The sequence below is a fragment of the Acidimicrobiales bacterium genome, from assembly GCA_035316325.1.
Classification (GTDB): domain Bacteria; phylum Actinomycetota; class Acidimicrobiia; order Acidimicrobiales; family VFJN01; genus DASXTK01.
Window position 1 is genome coordinate 1 of record DATHJB010000144.1, and the last position, 15714, is coordinate 15714.

General features: G+C 73.7%; 14 protein-coding genes and 1 riboswitch. Of the genes, 7 read left to right on the forward strand and 7 right to left on the reverse strand.

The features are described from left to right. Window positions 1–1537, forward strand: a 1537-nt coding sequence (locus VK611_18985; protein HMG43423.1) for a hypothetical protein, incomplete at its 5' end; no start/stop codon positions are given. Window positions 1538–1555: 18 nt separating this feature from the next. On the opposite strand, the gene VK611_18990 is transcribed toward VK611_18985, so the two are convergent. From VK611_18990 to VK611_19010, 5 genes are all read right to left on the reverse strand, one after another. Further along, on the reverse strand, window positions 1556–2254 hold the full coding sequence (locus tag VK611_18990) for a TetR/AcrR family transcriptional regulator (protein HMG43424.1): 699 nt from the start codon (window positions 2252–2254) through the stop codon (window positions 1556–1558). A 68-nt stretch (window positions 2255–2322) separates the two neighbouring features. Continuing rightward, window positions 2323–3093 (reverse strand): DUF305 domain-containing protein, encoded by a 771-nt coding sequence (locus VK611_18995; protein ID HMG43425.1) that lies wholly within the window; start codon window positions 3091–3093, stop codon window positions 2323–2325. Window positions 3094–3134: 41 nt separating this feature from the next. Further along, window positions 3135–4061 (reverse strand): sucrase ferredoxin, encoded by a 927-nt coding sequence (locus VK611_19000; protein ID HMG43426.1) that lies wholly within the window; start codon window positions 4059–4061, stop codon window positions 3135–3137. Further along, window positions 4061–4795 carry an NUDIX hydrolase gene (locus tag VK611_19005; GenBank protein HMG43427.1) on the reverse strand — a complete coding sequence of 245 codons (735 nt, stop codon included), beginning with the start codon at window positions 4793–4795 and terminating at the stop codon, window positions 4061–4063. The genes VK611_19000 and VK611_19005 overlap by 1 nt, the downstream gene beginning before the upstream one ends. Then, complete coding sequence (locus VK611_19010; protein ID HMG43428.1) at window positions 4792–6000, reverse strand: aminotransferase class V-fold PLP-dependent enzyme; 1209 nt, start codon at window positions 5998–6000, stop codon at window positions 4792–4794. The genes VK611_19005 and VK611_19010 overlap by 4 nt, the downstream gene beginning before the upstream one ends. A gap of 86 nt (window positions 6001–6086) precedes the next feature. On the opposite strand from VK611_19010, the gene VK611_19015 reads away from it, so the two are divergent. The 3 genes from VK611_19015 to VK611_19025 all read left to right on the forward strand — a co-directional run bounded on the left by VK611_19015 (window position 6087) and on the right by VK611_19025 (window position 7910). Beyond that, window positions 6087–6518, forward strand: coding sequence for a CBS domain-containing protein (locus tag VK611_19015; GenBank protein ID HMG43429.1), 432 nt, complete (start codon window positions 6087–6089; stop codon window positions 6516–6518). Between the two features lie 59 nt (window positions 6519–6577). Next, window positions 6578–6748: riboswitch (cobalamin riboswitch) on the forward strand. A 34-nt stretch (window positions 6749–6782) separates the two neighbouring features. After that, window positions 6783–7016, forward strand: coding sequence for a CbtB-domain containing protein (locus VK611_19020; GenBank protein HMG43430.1), 234 nt, complete (start codon window positions 6783–6785; stop codon window positions 7014–7016). 21 nt (window positions 7017–7037) lie between these two features. Continuing rightward, the gene (locus tag VK611_19025; GenBank protein HMG43431.1) at window positions 7038–7910 is read left to right on the forward strand and encodes a CbtA family protein; all 873 of its coding nucleotides are present in this window, start codon (window positions 7038–7040) and stop codon (window positions 7908–7910) included. Here the strand turns inward: VK611_19025 and cobO are convergent. Beyond that, window positions 7868–8392: a cob(I)yrinic acid a,c-diamide adenosyltransferase gene (gene cobO, locus VK611_19030; GenBank protein HMG43432.1), complete on the reverse strand. Its 525-nt coding sequence runs from the start codon at window positions 8390–8392 to the stop codon at window positions 7868–7870. The genes VK611_19025 and cobO overlap by 43 nt on opposite strands. A gap of 95 nt (window positions 8393–8487) precedes the next feature. Between cobO and VK611_19035 the strand changes: the two genes are divergently transcribed. Genes VK611_19035 through VK611_19045 form a run of 3 tightly spaced genes read left to right on the forward strand, consistent with a single transcriptional unit; the run spans window position 8488 to window position 15439 of the window. Next, entirely contained in the window at window positions 8488–10017 is a 1530-nt protein-coding gene (locus tag VK611_19035) for a cobyric acid synthase (GenBank protein HMG43433.1), read from the forward strand. After that, on the forward strand, window positions 10014–13604 hold the full coding sequence (gene cobN / locus VK611_19040) for a cobaltochelatase subunit CobN (GenBank protein ID HMG43434.1): 3591 nt from the start codon (window positions 10014–10016) through the stop codon (window positions 13602–13604). The genes VK611_19035 and cobN overlap by 4 nt, the downstream gene beginning before the upstream one ends. Then, window positions 13601–15439 (forward strand): ATP-binding protein, encoded by a 1839-nt coding sequence (locus VK611_19045; GenBank protein ID HMG43435.1) that lies wholly within the window; start codon window positions 13601–13603, stop codon window positions 15437–15439. Before cobN ends, VK611_19045 begins: the two co-directional genes overlap by 4 nt. Here VK611_19045 and VK611_19050 read toward each other — a convergent pair. Beyond that, window positions 15429–15714, reverse strand: a 286-nt coding sequence (locus tag VK611_19050; protein ID HMG43436.1) for a GNAT family N-acetyltransferase, incomplete at its 5' end; no start/stop codon positions are given. The two genes, VK611_19045 and VK611_19050, sit on opposite strands and share 11 nt — an antisense overlap.

Sequence of the window (15714 nt, forward strand, 5' to 3'; positions counted from 1 at the left end):
AACCCCGCCACCCGCTCCGACCCCGCCAACCGCTCCGACTCAGCTGCCGGCACCGACGCCGCCGACCTACGCGTCCACGCCGGGCTACCCGCCCTATCCCCCGACGCAGCACCCACCGACCGCGCCCCAGCAGGCATGGGCGCCGCCGCCGACGTACCCGCCCGCCTTCGGTCCCCAGGGGCCGTCCGGGTCGACCCGGCGGGTCGACAACGACAGCGGCGCCCGCCGGGCCCTGCTCGCCATCGCCGTCGTGCTGGCGGTGCTGGCCGGCGGCTTCGCGGTGGTGAACCTGAGCGCCGGCGACGAGTCGGGGGCCACCACCCCCGAGGGCGCGGTCGAGAAGTTCTTCGACGCCCTCGGCGACGAGGACCTGGTCGGTGTGCTCGAGGTGCTCGACCCCGGCGAGCGCGACGTGCTGGTGCCGTTCGTCCGCCGCCTCGCCTCGGAGCTCGACCGGCTGGGCCTCAGCGACGTGGACCCCGACAGCGTCGGCGGCATCGACCTGGAGATCGACGGCCTACAGGTCGCCGCCCAGGAACTGGGCCCGGGCGTGGCGGAGGTCGCCGTCAACGGCGGCGTCATCAGCTTCGCCACCGAACCCGACTCCGTGCCCGTGGGCGACGTCCTGCGCGACATCGTCGAGGCCAACGGCGGCGAGATCGACGTCACCCAGGAGCAGGACCAGGAGTCGTTCGGCCCGGACGACGGCGTGTTCCTCGTGACCACCGAGAGCGGCGGCCGCTGGCACCTCAACCTCGGCTTCACGATCGCCGAGTACGCCCGCCGCGACGCCGGCCTCGAGCTGCCCGACCTCGACGGCGGCGTCGCCCCCCAGGGTGCCGCCAGCCCGGAGGAGGCCGTGCGCGAGCTGGTCGACGCCGCCACCGCCCTCGACCTGGAGCGCATGATCTCCCTGCTCCCGCCCGACGAGATGCACGCCCTCCAGGTGTACGCCCCGCTGTTCCTGGAGGAGGCGCAGGAGGACGCCGACGACTTCCGCTACGAGGAGGACTTCGACGTCACCGTCGACAGCCTCGAGCTCGACACCACGTCGATCGACGGCGGCACCCGCGTCATCCCCACCGCCGGCAGCATGACCCTGCAGGGCGAGGACGGCGAGTCGACGATCGCCTACGCCGACGGCTGCGTCGAGGTGTCGGGCGCGGCCGCCGAGGAGTTCGAGGACGACTTCGGCGCCGGCCAGGTGTGCACCGAGGACTTCGAGCCGACCGGATCGGGCCTCTCCGAGGAGGACCGGGCCGACCTCGAGGCCCTGGGCGCCCTGTTCGAGGGCTTCGAGCCGGGGGTCGTGGTGGTCGAGCGCGGCGGCGAGTGGTTCGTCGACCCCCTGCGCACCGTCGGTGACCTGGGCTTCCAGGTGTTCGACGGCATCGAGCGTGAGGACCTGGAGGAAGGCGGCATCCTCTACCGCCTCTTCACCGGCGACATGTTCGACTCCGGCTTCGTCTACGACGACTACTCCGACTTCACCGGCGACGAGTGCGACGTCTTCGACGAGGAGACCGGCGACTGCTGACGGCCGGCCCGAACCTGACTAGTGGGTCGGCGGCCTCTGGCCGTCGCGCTCCCGGGGCTGGATCCGGTCGAGGCCGGCCCCGGCGAGGCCGCCCCACACCAGCTGCGTGAGGTAGTCGACCAGCTCCTCTTTGCTCATCGTCTGCCGCTCGAGCCACCACTCGGCGCCGACGAACCCCATCCCCACGATCGCCAGGCCCCACGGCTCGGCCAACGACCGGTCGCCGCGGGCCGCCTTGAAGCCGCTGTCGAGCAGCTTCGAGATGTTCTCGGCGATGCTCGTGACCAGGCGCGACGAGATCGGGTTGGGCGAGTCGAGGGCGCTGCGCACCAGGAACCGGTAGATGCTCGGCTCCTTCTCGATGAACGTGCAGAAGGCGTCGAGCGACGACCGCACCACCTCGTGGGGGTTCCCGAGCTGTGCCGACTTGTCGAGCGACTCCGACAGCGTCGAGATCAGCATGTCGGACGTGCGCTCGGCCAACGCCTCGGCCAGACCGGCCCGGTCGCCGAAGTGCGAGTAGAGGATCGGCTTGGTGATGCCGGCCTCGCTGGCCAGCTGGTCCATCGATGCCTGCGGACCCGCCCGGCGGATGGCCCGCTCGGCGGCGTCGAGCAGCTCCTCCCGTCGCTCCTCACGGGTGCGGCGTGGCCCGCGCGGACGTCCCCGCCGGGGTGCCGGCGGCACCGTTTCCGTCGCTGGGTGGGCGCTGCTCATCAGGAGTGACGGTAGTTCAGGGGGTTACCCGCTGTAGGAACCTCGGCGTGGGCCTCAGGCGTCAGGCGTCAGGCGCCCGATGCCGCGGGGACGTCGACCCGCTCGATGTCGACGGGCAGGCCCAGGCGCTCGGCGGTCTGGGCGTACTCGTTCACCTCGATGGCCTGGTTGCGACCGACGACGGCGGCGAAGTCGCGGGCGGCGTCGGTGCCGGCGTTGTCGGTGGCGTACTCCGACATGTGCATGCCGCCCACGTGGTGGCGGGCCATCAGCTCGAGGAACAGGGCGTCGGCGTTGGTGCCCTGCGCCGCCCGCAGGCTGTCGAGCTCCTCCTCGGTGGCCATGCCGGGCATCTGGTCGACCGGTGTCGACATGCCCATCCACGTCATGGCCTGGCGCTCCGGGTCGCCCCGGCCCGAGTCCCAGTCGGCCAGGAGGCGCTCCATCGAGCCGATCTCCTTGCTCTGGAACATGAGGATCTCGCGGGCGAACGCCAGGACGGTCGGGTCGCTGCCGTCGACCAGCTCGGTCTGGGCCATGTCCACGGCCTGCTCGTGGTGGCTGATCATGTCCTGCATGAAGCCCACGTCGACCGAGTCGGGCCCGGGCGGCCGGTCGCGGCCCATGAACAGGGCGAAGGCGAACCCGAGGAAGGCGAGCGCGGCGCCCAGCACCACCACCCGCGGCCACGACAACCCCACCGGCGGCCCGTCGTCGACGTCGACCGGCACCTCGGTTTCGGCGTCACCCTCCCCGCCGTCGTCGGTCGGGCCGTCGTCACCGACGTCGGTCGGCGGCTCGTCTTCGATGTCGTCTCGGGGATCGATGGCGGTCGGCATCACGGGTTCACCTTGGCAGCGGTCGGGCCTCTCGTGGCGGATCAGGCCCGGTCGAGGCTGACGACCTCGAGCTCGGGCGCGCTCTTGCGGGCCTCGTCGAGGGGGCGGCCGCAGTCGGGCACGGGGACAACCCGGCGCAGGACGACCTCGGCCCGGTAGCTCACGAGATCGCCGCCGTCGTGAGGATCGACGCCGGTCACGGTGACGCGGCGATGGTCGCCGCCGCCGGGCTCGACCTCGGCATGGCGGGCCCGGTCGAGCCACCCCCAACCCTCGGCGCCCAGCACCGCCGACTCGGCCGTCTGCGCGAACGGGTCGTCGAGCCCGGCGCAGCCCCGGTCGCGCACCACGGCCTCGGTAACCGGCACCGTCCGCGCCACGAGGCGCTCCAGGAAGTCGGCATCGACCCAGGCCCAGGCCCGGCCGTCGGGCAGGGTCACGGCGGTCGGGGCGAAGCGGTGGCCGCCGGTGTGGCTGGTGCGCCACACCCGGACGCCCGGCAGGTCGCGGGCCACGAGGTCCTTGTGGACCCGCATCCCGCCGGCTCCGCAGCAGACGTCCCGGCTGCCGTGCGTGCACACCAGCACGTCGGTGATCGCGTCCCCGGCCCCGACTCCACCGGGCCCAGCGGGCGCCTCGAGCAGCTCGGCGACGGCCGCCACCAGGTCGCCGGTCGGCACCGAGCGCTCGATCCGGTCGTACCGCACGAACCCGCCCGCCGAGCGCCGGTACACGACCACCCGCGTCTCGTCGGGCCCGTGGTCGCCCTGGGGCACCACCGCCTGCAGCCGGGCCCTCGCCCCGCCGACGACCGGCGCCAGCGGGGCCAGCAGCGGGTGCGCTCCGACGTCGGCCGGCCACGGCAACGGTGCCTCCACCAGCACGAACGCCGTGGTGGCCCCCACCGATCCCGCCGGCAGGTAGCCGTCCGTCTGCGCGATGTACGAGCAGCGCAATTCGAGCGCCATCAGCCCTGCACCTCCTGTCCGTGTTGCTCGTGCTCTTCGTGCTGTTCGTAGCGCCAGCCGGCCGGGTCCATGTAGAGGCGGTTCCGGTTGCCGGGGGTGTCGAGCGGCCGGGGCTCGGCATCGCCCGGCGCGGGGTAGGCGGCGTCGGGTGACCACACCGCCACCAGCGAACCGGCCTCGTCGCTGAACATCCGGGTGGAGTAGCGCTGCACCGGCTCGCCGGCCTTGGCGGCCACGGCCGACGCCACGTCCGCATAGCCGGCCAGGCCGTGCAGCGACATCCACGTCGGCGGCAGCAGGTCGATCTCGCCGCGCACCTGGGAGTCGAGCGCGGCGCCCGGCCCGGTCCACACGTGGTCGCCGATCTCGCCGCCGTCGACGATCACCTCGCTGGCACCGTCGGGCAGCGCGGCGACGAAGAACCAGGTGTTGTAGCGGCGGGGCGCCTCGGGCGGCGGCTCCCAGTGGGCGAAGGGCACCAGCTCGCCGGCATCGAGCAGCAGCTTGGTCTCCTCCTCCGCCTCGCGCACGGCGGCGTTCCGGGCCCCCTCGAACCCCACGCCGTCGACCGCTTCCACCCGACCACCGGGGAACACCCACAGCCCGCCGAACGACTGGCCCTGCGTCTTGCGCAGCATCAGGCACTCCATGCCGTCCGACGCGTCCCGCAGCAGCACGACCGTCGCGGCCTCGAACACGGGGCCGTGGCCGGTCCCCGTGAGAAGGTCAGTCATCGGCGCAGGATACGTCCGGCAACGGCCCGGGCCGCCTGGTCGAGCTCGTCATCGGTGTTGAAGTAGTGGACCGACGCCCGAACGAGCGGCGGCAGACGGCGAGCCGTGGCGTCGAGCAACGTCGACGGCGGGGCCGACACCGACACGCTGACCCCCGTGGCCGCCAGCTCCGCCTGCACGACCTCGGCGTCGACACCGTCGACCGTGAAGGTGACGATGCCCGAGCGACGCCGGCCCAGGTCGCGCAGCCGCACCTCCGGCACTTCGGCCAGACGACCCCGCAGCCCCTCGGCCAGCGCACCCACCCGCTCGGCGATGGCGTCGAGCCCCCAACCCCGGGCGTAGACCGCCGCCGCGGCCAGGCCGACCACGCCCGCCGGGCTCGACTCCCAGGTCTCGAAGCGCCGGGCGTCGGGGCGGACCTCGTAGCGGTCGGGCGCCGTCCACGTCGCTCCCAGCAGGTCGAGGAACGCCGGCTCCATGCGCTCGATCCACGCCCGCCGCACGTAGAGGAAGCCGGTGCCCCGCGGTGCGCGGAGGAACTTGCGGCCGGTGGCGGAGAGCATGTCGCAGCCGATCGCGTCCATGTCGACCGGCAGCTGGCCCACCGACTGGCAGGCGTCCAGCAGGAACGGCACGCCCGCGGCCCGGGTCAGCCGGCCCACCGCCTCGACCGGGTTCACCAGGCCGCCGTTGGTGGGCACGTGGGTGGCGCCGACGAGGCCCACCCGGCCGTGGCGGGCCTGGTCGGAGGGGTCGAGCCTCCGCTCCAGCTCGGCGAGGTCGATGTCGCCGGCCTCGTCGCTGGGCACCACCTCCACGCGCACGCCCTTGCGCTCGACCGCCTGCAGGTAGCCGATGTAGCTCGACGCGTACTCGGCCTCGCAGGTGAGGATGCGGTCGCCGGGCGCCAGCGGCAGCGACCAGAACGCCTGCTGCCACGCCGTGGTGGCGCTCTCCACGAGGGCGATCTCGTCCCTCGACGCGCCGATGAGCGCGGCCACCTCGTCGTAGGCCCGGTCGAGGTCGTCGGCCCGCTGCGCCGCGTACTCGTAGCCGCCCGTCACCGCCTCCTCCTGCAGCCAGGTGAGCTGGGCGTCGAGCACCGGCGTGGGCGGGAGGCTGCTGCCGGCGTTGTTGAGGTGGACCACTCGGCTGCAGCCGGGCGTGTCGGCGCGCGCCCGGTCGACGTCGAAGAAGTTCATCCGTCCATCGTGCCGGCGCGGCGCCCTCGATGGGTATGGGACAGTGCGTTCACGGCATCTGGCAAGGTTCCAAGGAGGTACCCCGCTTGTTGATCGAGCACATCCTTCTCCGCAAGGGGCGCGACGTCGTCACCGTCGCCGCCGACGAGACCGTCACCCGGGCCGTCGCCATCCTGGGGGAGCACAACGTCGGGGCACTGGTGGTCGCCGACGACGAGGGCGGGATCGTGGGGATCCTGTCCGAGCGCGACGTCGTGCGGGGCCTCGCCTCCGGCGGCCCGGGCATCCTCAAGGGCCGGGTCAGCGACCTGATGACCGCGGAGGTCACGACGTGCGGTCCGCAGGCCACCGTCGACGAGCTGATGACGATGATGACCGAGCGTCGCATCCGGCACATCCCGGTGGTCGACGAGGACGGGCTGGCGGGCATCGTCAGCATCGGTGACGTCGTGAAGACCCGGATCGGCGAGCTGGAGACCGAGACCGAGACGCTCCACGAGTACCTGTCGGGGCGGTAACCAGGTACGGAGGCTCGGAATCGCCAGCAGGAGGGGGCTTTCCGCGCACTGCGTGGAGTAGTGTCGGAAACGACCACGGTTCCGGGAAGTCGGTGAGATTCCGACGCGGTCCCGCCACTGTGACCGGAGAGCGAAACCCCACTTTCGCCACTGGGCCAACGTCGGCCTGGGAAGGCGGGGCGAGCGTCGACCCGGGAGCCAGGAGACCGACCGTGGGCAACACAAGGGCGAGCCATCGCCCCTTCCACGAGGATGGAGGTACCCATGGACCCGATCGCCGTCACCGCCGCACCTGCTGAGGTCGCTGTCGCCGAGGCCACGGATTTCGCTGTGGTTCCCACCTGGATGCTCTTGGCGTTGCTGGCCTTCGCGGCCGGCCTCGTCTGGCTGGTGGGCTTCGACAACGGTCAGCTCACCCGGGTGCTCGACAGCACGGGCACGTTCTTCCACGAGTTCTTCCACGACGGGCGCCACCTCATCGGCGCGCCCTGCCACTGACGCACCGCGGGAGAACCGATCATGTTGCAGCGACTTGACGTCGCGCGCCCCGGCTCGGTCATCGGCTGGGCCGTCGTGTGCGGCATCGCGGCCGGGCTCGTGGCCGCCATCTACGCGTCGATCGTGGGCGAGCCCCTGGTCGACCAGGCCATCGCCATCGAGGAAGCGACCGCCGAAGCCTCGGCGTCGCCGTCTGCTGGCGACGACGTGGGCCACCCCGCCGAGGAGGAGCACGGCGACGACTCCATCGAGGTGAGCCGGCCCACGCAGAGCGGCCCCGGGCTGTTCCTGGCCTACGCCCTGTTCGGCGGCGCCTGCGGGCTGCTGCTAGCGGCCGGGTCGCTGTCGTTGCGGGGGGCCTGGCTCGACCCGTTCCGTCGCATCGCGATCACCGGGTCGATCCTGGCCGGCGCCATCACCGTCGTGCCGTGGTTCAAGTACCCGCCGAACCCGCCCGCGGTAGGCGACCCCACCACGGCGGGCGAGCGTCAACGCCTGTTCTTCCTGCTGGTGGCCCTCACCGGCGTGCTGCTGGCGGGTGCCGCCCACCTGTCGGCGCGGCTGCGTCGGGCCGACTGGCCGGGCCCGCGGCGCGGCGTCGCGGTCGCCGTCGCGGTCGTGGCCGTGCTCGGGGTGCTGCTGGCGGTCATGCCGCCGATCGACGATCCGATCCCCGCGGCCGTCGGGGCCAAGCTGATCTGGCAGTTCCGGGTGGCGTCGCTGGCCGGCAACCTGATCCTGTGGTCGGTGCTGACGGTCGGCTTCGGTCTGCTGTGCGCCGAGTCCGTGCGGGTCCGGCAGCGGGCCCGCTCAGGGGCGGCGGCACCGGTGGGGGTGGGCGCGGGCAGCGGTCAGAACTCGATGCCCTTCATCGCCGAGATCCCCTCGTCGTAGGCGTGCTTCACCTTCCGCATCTCGGTCACCGTGTCGGCCAGCTCGATCAGCTCGTCGGGGGCGTCACGCCCGGTCACGACCACGTTCGTCTTGGGGTCCCGCTCCCGGATCGCCTTCACCACGGTCTCGACGGGCACCCAGCCGTACTTCATCGGGTAGGTCAGCTCGTCGAGGATGAGCAGGTCGTAGTCGCCGGAGGCCAGCTTCTCGGTGACCACCTCCCAGGCGTCGCGGCCGAGCTGGGCGGTGTGCTCCAGGTCGGTCGACTCCCAGGTGAAGCCGTCCCCCAGGGTGTGCCACTCGATGTCGAGCTGGTCGGCCAGCTTGCGCTCGCCGGTCTTCCACTTGCCGCCCTTCACGAACTGCACCACGCCGACCCGCCAGCCCCGGGCCCAGCCCCGCACCATCACCCCGAACGCCGAGGACGACTTCCCCTTGCCGTGACCGGTGTTGACGAGGACGAGGGACTTGGCTCGGGTCATGGCGCGGAGAGTACCCGGCCCACCCCCGAGGCAAATTGCGTTCGAAAACCCGCACATGGCGGGCGGATGCACGCAATTTCGCCGGGGGGTCGCTCATGAGCGGCTTCGACGGGTTGCGGGGCGGGGTGATGGTGTGCGGCACCACCAGCGACGCCGGCAAGTCGTTCGTGGTCGCCGGGCTGTGCCGGCTGCTGGCTCGCAACGGCGTGCGGGTGGCGCCGTTCAAGGCCCAGAACATGGCCAACAACGCCGCGGTCACCGCCGACGGCGCCGAGATCGGGCACGCCCAGTGGGTGCAGGCGTTCGCGGCGGGCGTGTCGCCGACCGTCGACATGAACCCGGTGCTTCTCAAGCCGACCAGCGAGCGGACGTCGCAGGTGGTCGTGCGGGGGCAGGTCGTGGGCGAGATGAGCGCCCGGGCGTACCACGAGGCCAAGCCGTCGCTGCGGCCGGTCGTGCTGGCGGCCCTGGAGTCGCTGCGCGCCGAGTTCGACGTGGTGGTCTGCGAGGGCGCGGGGTCGCCCGCCGAGATCAACCTGTTGGACCACGACCTGGTGAACCTCGGCATCGCCGACGCCGCCGGCCTGCCGGCGCTGGTGGTGGGCGACATCGACCGGGGCGGGGTGTTCGCCTCGCTCTACGGCACGGTCGAGCTGCTGCCCCCGGCGTTGCGGGCACGGGTGGCGGGCTTCGTGGTCAACCGGCTGCGGGGCGACCCGTCGCTGCTGGGTGACGCCTGTGCGGAGTTGGAGCGACGGTGCGGCGTACCGACCCTGGGCGTCGTGCCGAACCTGCCCGGCGTCCCCATCGATGCCGAGGACTCCCTGGCGCTCGATCACGCCGATCCGTCGCCGGTGGGCACGGGCGACGTGCTCGACGTCGCCGCCGTCCGGTGGCCCCTGGTCGCCAACGCCGGCGACGTCGACCCGCTGCGGATGGAGCCCGGCGTGCAGGTGCGCTGGGTCCGCTCGGTCACCGAGCTGGGCCGCCCCGACCTGGTGTTCCTTCCCGGCTCGAAGGCGACCCGGTCCGACCTGGCGTGGTTCGTCTCGACCGGCTTGGCCGCGGCGGTCGAGCGCCTGGACGGTGTGCCGGTGGTCGCCGTGTGCGCCGGCCTGCAGATGTGCGGCGACGTGATCGCTGACCCGCAGGGCGTCGAGGGCCCACCGGGCACCGACACCGCCCTCGGGTGGCTCCCGGTCACCAGCAGCTTCGCCGGCCCGAAGGTGCTGGACCGGCCGTCGGGACGGGTGGTCGACGGCCCCGGCGCCGGCGAGCGGGTGGCCGGCTACCGCATCCACCACGGTCGGGTCCGGTCCACCGACCCGGCGCTGCGGGCCTGGCTCCTGGCCGACGACGGCGCCCCCCTCGGCTGGCACTCGGGTCGCCTCTACACCACCAGCCTCCACGCCCTGTTCGAGGACGACGGCTTCCGCGCCGCGCTGCTGGCGCACGTCGCCCAGGTCGCCGGCAAGCGGTGGTCCCCCACCGGCGTCTCGTTCGCCGCCGCCCGCCTGGCCCGCCTCGACGCCGTCGCCGACGCCCTCGAAGCGCACCTCGACCTGGCGGCCCTCACCCGCATCATCCGTCTCGGCGAGCGGTCGTTGGAGAAGAGCCCGCTGTGATCCTGCTGTTGAGCAACGCCGACACGGAGCTGCTGGCGTTGCGGACGATCCTGCACCGCCTGCCCGACGGCTTCCCGCCGGTCCGGGCCGCCAACCCGGCGGTGCTGGGCCAGGCCCCGTCGCTCGACGGCGTCGAGGCCGTGGTCATCCGGCTGCTGGGCGGGCGGGCGTCGTGGGAGGCGCCGTTCGACCGGCTGCGGGCCGACTGCCTCGCGGCCGGCGTCCCGTTCGTCGCCGTGGGCGGCGAGGTCACGCCCGACCCCGAGATGGCGGCGCTGTCGACCGTGCCGACCGGCCTGGCCACCGAGGCCCACCGGTACCTGGCGGGCGGCGGTCCGGCCAACGTCGAGCAGCTGCTCCGCTTCGTCGCCGACACCGTCCTGCTGGGCGGGTACGGCTTCGGGCCCCCCGTGCCCGTGCCGATGGCGGGCATCTACTCGTCGCCGGCCGTCGCTCAGGACGGGCAGTCGCGGCCACAGCCGCAGCCGCGGGTCGGCGTGATCTTCTACCGGGCGCACCTGCTGGCGGGGAACACCCAGTTCGTCGACGACCTGTGCGGGGCGCTCGACGCCGCCGGGGTCGAGCCCGTCGCCGTGTACTGCTACTCGCTCCGGCCCGACGAGACCGGCCGGGTGGCCGCCCTCGACCTGGTGCGGGACGCCGGCGTCGATGCCCTGGTCACCTGCGTGCTGGCGATGGGGTCGACCGGCACCGGTGGCACCGCCGCCACCCTCTCGCCCGACGAGACGTGGGACGTCGGCGACCTGGCCGCCCTGGGCGTACCCGTGCTGCAGGCGCCCTCGTCGAACCGTCCCCGCGACACCTGGCTCGCCGACGCCGCCGGCCTCTCACCGCTCGACGTCGCCACCGGGATCGCCATCCCCGAGTTCGACGGGCGCATCATCGGGCCCGCCTTCTCCTTCAAGGAGACCGTCGACGACGGCGGCGACCTGGGCACGCCGGTGGTCGCCTCCCGCACCGACCCCGAGCGGACGCGGCGGGTCGCCGGCATCGCCGCCCGGCTGGCACGGCTGCGCCACACCCCCGCCGCCGACAAGCGGGTGGCGATCGTGCTGTCCGCCTACCCGACCAAGCGCAGCCGGCTGGGCAACGCCGTCGGACTCGACACCCCGGCGTCGACGATCCGCCTGCTGGAGGCGCTGCGGGATGCCGGTTACGCGGTCGGCGACATCCCCCGCGACGGCGACGCGCTGATGGCGGCGCTCGCCGACCGGCTCACCTACGAGACCCCCGAGCTGACGGCCGCCGAGGCGGCGCTGGCGGTGGGCCACATGCCGGGCGACCAGTACTCGGCCTGGTTCTCGGGCCTGCCGGCCGACGCCCGGGAGCAGGTGGAGTCGGTGTGGGGGCCCGCCCCCGGTGCCGTCTACCTCGACACCGACGGGCTCGACCTGGTGTTCCCCGGGCTCGACTTCGGCAACGTGCTGGTCACCATCCAGCCGCCCCGGGGCTTCGGCTCCGACCCCATCGGCACCTACCACGCCCCGGACATCCCGCCGCCCCACCACTACCTGGCCTTCTACCGCTGGCTGGACGACGTGTGGGGCGCCGACGCCGTCGTCCACATGGGCAAGCACGGCACGCTCGAGTGGCTGCCCGGGAAGGCGAACGCCCTCTCGGCCTCGTGCTTCCCCGACGCCGCGCTGGGCGACGTGCCGTTCGTCTACCCCTTCGTGGTCAACGACCCGGGTGAGGGGACGCAGGCCAAGCGGCGCACGCACGCCGTCGTCGTCGACCACCTCGTACCGCCGATGACCCGGGCCGACACCTACGACGAGCTGGCCCGGCTGGAGCAGCTGCTCGACGCCTACGCCCAGGCACAGGCGATGGACCCGACGAAGCTGCCGGCGCTGCGCCAGCAGGTGTGGGACCTGCTGGTGGAGGCAGAGATCCACCGCGACCTGGGTCTGGCGTCGTCGGCCGGGACGGCGCCGGGCGACGACGAGTTCGACGACCTGCTGCTCCACGTCGACGGCTACCTGTGCGCGCTGAAGGACGCCCAGATCCGGGGAGGGCTGCACGTGTTCGGCTCCGCGCCGGTCGACGACGCCCTGGTCGACATGGTGCTGGGCATCACCCGGCTGTCGCAGGGGTCGGTGCCGTCGCTGCGGGGCCTGGTGGCCGAGTCGCTGGGCGTCGACCTGGCGGCCGGGCGGCGGGTCGAGGTCGACGCCGTGGAGGCCGAGTGCCGCCGGCGGGTCTTGGCGCTGGCGGCCCGAAACTTCGACACAGACGGCGCTCTGGCGACCACTTCTGTCGAAGTTTCGGCCGTCGAACAGTGGATCTGCTCCCGGCTGGTCCCGGCGCTGCGCCGGACGCCCGACGAGATCGCCAACACGCTCGGCGCCCTCGACGGTCGCTACGTGCCGGCCGGGCCGAGCGGCGCACCCACCCGGGGCGGCGCCCACGTGCTGCCGACCGGGCGCAACTTCTACTCGGTCGACCCCAAGGCGCTGCCGTCGCCGCTGTCGTGGGAGGTCGGCCAGCGGCTGGCGTCGGCGCTGGTGGAGCGGCACGTCGCCGAGACCGGCGAGCCGCCCCGCACCGTCGGGCTGGTGCTGTGGGGCACGGCGGCCATGCGCACCGGCGGCGACGATGCCGCCCAGGCGCTGGCGCTGCTCGGCGTGCGACCCGTCTGGGAGCCCGAGTCGCAGCGGGTGACCGGGTTGCGGGAGATCCCGCTCTCGGAGCTGGGGCGGCCCCGGGTCGACGTGACGCTGCGGATCTCCGGCTTCTTCCGTGACGCCTTCCCCCACCTCATCTCGTTGCTGGACGACGCGGTGGCGCTGGTGGCGGCGTTGGACGAACCGGCCGACCAGAACCCGGTGCGCGCCGCCGGCACGGCCGACGCCCGCATGTACGGGCCTCCACCGGGGGGCTACGGGTCGGGCATCCTGCCGGTGCTGGAGCGGGGGTCGTGGCGCACCGACGCCGACCTGGCCGAGGTGTACCTGGCGTGGTCGGGGTTCGCCTACGGGCGGGGCCGGTTCGGCGAGGCCGCCCCCGAGGCGATGCGGCGCCGGTTCGCCGCCATCGAGGTGGCGGTCAAGAACCAGGACAACCGCGAGCACGACATCTTCGACAGCGACGACTACCTGCAGGACCACGGCGGCATGGTCGCGGCGGTGCGCTCCCTGACCGGCCGGTCCCCCCGGGCGTGGTTCGGCGACACCTCGGATCCCGCCGCGCCCCAGGTCAGGGCGCTGTCGGAGGAGGCGGCCCGGGTGGTGCGCAGCCGGGTGCTGAACCCCCGCTGGATCGACGCCATGCGGCGCCACGGCTACAAAGGCGCCTTCGAGCTGGCGGCGACCGTCGACTACCTGTTCGGCTACGACGCGACGGCGCAGGTGGTGGAGGACTGGATGTACGAGCGAGTGACGTCGGCCTACGTGGGTGACCCGGCCTTGCGGGAGTTCTTCGCCCAGTCGAACCCGACGGCCCTGCGCTCCATCGCCGAACGGCTGTTGGAAGCCGACCGGCGGGGCATGTGGGACGCGTCCGACGCCGCCCGGAAGACCCTGGTCGACGCCGTGTTGGAGGCCGAGGGCTGGGAGGAGTCCCGATGAAGGACGCGTTCCCGTTCTCGGCCGTGGTGGGGCAGGACGAGGCGCGGCTGGCGTTGCTGCTGGCCGCGGTCGACCCGGCGATCGGGGGCGTGCTGCTGCGGGGCGAGAAGGGCTCGGCCAAGTCGACGCTGGCCCGGGGGCTGGCGGGCCTGCTGCCCGGGGGTGCGCCATTCGTGGAGCTGCCCGTCGGGGCGACCGAGGACCGGGTGCTGGGCAGCCTCGACCTGCGGGCCGCGCTGGAGGGAGCCGGGGAGCAGTTCCGGCCCGGCCTGCTGGCGGCCGCGCACGGCGGGGTGCTGTACGTCGACGAGGTGAACCTGCTGCCGGACCACCTGGTCGACGCCCTGCTCGACGCCGCCGCCTCGGGGGTGCACCGGGTGGAGCGTGACGGGGTGTCGCACGAGCACCCGGCCCGGTTCGTGCTGTTGGGCTCGATGAACCCGGAGGAGGGCGAGCTGCGGCCGCAGCTGCTCGACCGCTTCGGGCTGGCCGTCGAGGTGGCGACGCCGCGGGACCCGGTCCTGCGGGCCGAGGCCGTCCGCCGCCGCCTGGCCCACGACGCGGGGGCGCCGGTGGCGGCCGCTGCCGCGGGCGACGAGGAGCTGCGCTGGCGCCTGGCCGCCGCCCGGTCGGCGGAGCTGCCCGACGAGGTCGTGTCGTTCGCGGCACGGCTGGCCGTGAGCGTGGGTGCCGAGAGCCTGCGGGCCGACCTGGTGCTGTGCCGTGCGGCGGCGGCTTTGGCCGGCTGGGAGGGTCGGGTCGCGGCCGACGAGGACGACGTGGCCCGGGTCGCGCCGCTGGCGCTGGCCCACCGCCGCCGTCGTCGCCCGTTCGACCCGCCGTCGCTGTCGCCGGAGGAGCTCGCCTCGGCGCTCGACGACGCCCACTCGTCCTCGTCGTCGGCCTCGTCCGATGACGACCCGCCGTCGCCGCCCGAGGGTTCCGACGGTGCCGACTCTGGCTCTGGATCTGGCTCTGGCTCTGGCTCTGACGACAGCGGCGGCGGGCCGGCGGATGCGCCGGAGAACTCGCCGTCGTGGCGCGACCTGGCCGGCGATGCCCTGTCCCGGCCGCCGGACGAGGGCCTCGGCCTCGACCCCAACCGTCGACCGATGGTCGAGGGACGGGGCCGCACGGTCGGTCACCAGCTGCCGGCGTCGGACGACCCGCAGGGCGTGGCGGTGCTGGCGACCGTGCGATCGGCGCTGCACCGCCGGCTGAGCGACCCCGACGGCCCGGCCTTGACCTACGACGACCTCCGTGAGCCCCGCCGGGCCGAGCCCCAGTCGCGCACGGTGGTGCTGTGCGTCGACACCAGCGGCTCGATGGGCACGTCCGCCCGGGTCGACGCCGCCACCGGGGCGGTCCTGTCACTGCTCGCCGACGCCTACCTGCAGCGCGACGAGGTCGCGCTGGTCGCGTTCCGCGACCGGGACGCCGCCGAGGTCCTGCCGCCGACCGGCAGCGTCGAGCTGGCCCGGGCCCGCCTGGCCGACCTCCCGACCGGTGGCCCGACCCCGCTCGCCGAGGGCATCGCCACGGCCCTGGCCATCGCCCACCGCAGCTCGGCTCGGGGAGCCCTCCCGCTGCTGGTGCTCCTCACCGACGGCCGCGCCACCGGAGCTCCCGACGCGTTGACCCGGGCCCACGACGCGGCCCGGTCGGTCGCCGCCGCCGGCATCGAGTCCGTCGTCCTCGACGCGGAACCCCCGAGCCCCACCGCCCTCGGCCTCGCCGCCGAGCTGGCCACGTCGATGAACGCCCGGCACATCCCCCTCCCCCAGGTGACCCCCCGCTCCATCGAGTCGGTCGTCCGTCGATCCCTCACTCGCTAGCTGGGCTGCCGCTCTCCCAGTCGCGGCCGAGGATCTCGTACTCGACCGCGCCGTGCTCGGTGCCGGGGAGCGGGTCGTCCCATTCGAAGTGGAACGTCCGGACGTAGCGCAGCCCGGAGCGCTCCATCACCCGCCGCGAGGCCGTGTTGACCGCCATGGTCTCGGCCCAGATGCGGCAGACGTCGAGCCGGGTGAAGGCGTGGGCGATGAGGGCCCGGGCGCCTTCGGTCGCGTAGCCCTGGCCCCAGGCCCAGCGCCACAGGCGGTAGCCGAGC

Bases quoted from the DNA above. Each gene is read 5' to 3' on its own strand.
- cobO (HMG43432.1), bottom strand. From the start codon at position 8,392: ATGACCCGAGCCAAGTCCCTCGTCCTCGTCAACACCGGTCACGGCAAG.
- VK611_18990 (HMG43424.1), bottom strand. From the start codon at position 2,254: ATGAGCAGCGCCCACCCAGCGACGGAAACGGTGCCGCCGGCACCCCGG.
- VK611_19025 (HMG43431.1), top strand. From the start codon at position 7,038: ATGTTGCAGCGACTTGACGTCGCGCGCCCCGGCTCGGTCATCGGCTGG.
- VK611_19005 (HMG43427.1), bottom strand. From the start codon at position 4,795: ATGACTGACCTTCTCACGGGGACCGGCCACGGCCCCGTGTTCGAGGCC.
- VK611_19020 (HMG43430.1), top strand. From the start codon at position 6,783: ATGGACCCGATCGCCGTCACCGCCGCACCTGCTGAGGTCGCTGTCGCC.
- VK611_19010 (HMG43428.1), bottom strand. From the start codon at position 6,000: ATGAACTTCTTCGACGTCGACCGGGCGCGCGCCGACACGCCCGGCTGC.
- VK611_19045 (HMG43435.1), top strand. From the start codon at position 13,601: ATGAAGGACGCGTTCCCGTTCTCGGCCGTGGTGGGGCAGGACGAGGCG.
- VK611_18995 (HMG43425.1), bottom strand. From the start codon at position 3,093: ATGCCGACCGCCATCGATCCCCGAGACGACATCGAAGACGAGCCGCCG.
- VK611_19035 (HMG43433.1), top strand. From the start codon at position 8,488: ATGAGCGGCTTCGACGGGTTGCGGGGCGGGGTGATGGTGTGCGGCACC.
- VK611_19000 (HMG43426.1), bottom strand. From the start codon at position 4,061: ATGGCGCTCGAATTGCGCTGCTCGTACATCGCGCAGACGGACGGCTAC.